General features: G+C 48.3%; 1 protein-coding gene. It reads right to left on the bottom strand.

The features are described from left to right. Window positions 1-19 precede the first annotated feature (19 nt). Window positions 20-290: hypothetical protein (locus QP437_RS09950; RefSeq protein WP_285267727.1), on the bottom strand; the 271-nt coding region annotated here is incomplete at its 5' end.

Here is a 290-nt window from a genome sequence, read left to right as displayed (position 1 = left end):
CTCGAGAGTGAGCACACCCTTACTCGTAGTAGTTCACGATAACGGTGTACCCGTCATGAGTGAGCTGCTTGTAGAGTTGCGCGTGGAAGGCGATGTATTCACCGTAAGACTGCTCGCTGGTCTCATTATTTTTCTTGTATTGGGTGCTGCTTCGCCATAATGTCAGGGTGATAGGCTGATCTATAGGTGTTGTTGCCGTGTATTCGTTGATTGTCAGTTTTATGGCTTCGTTGTACATGACCAGTTTCAATCGCATCGCTGCAGCGACATCGTCGGGGATGGCGTATTTA

Origin of the sequence: Haemophilus sp. UMB1048, assembly GCF_030218125.1 — a bacterium.
Taxonomy (GTDB): Bacteria; Pseudomonadota; Gammaproteobacteria; order Enterobacterales; family Pasteurellaceae; genus Haemophilus_D.
This window is presented reverse-complemented; position numbering and strand designations above follow the sequence as displayed.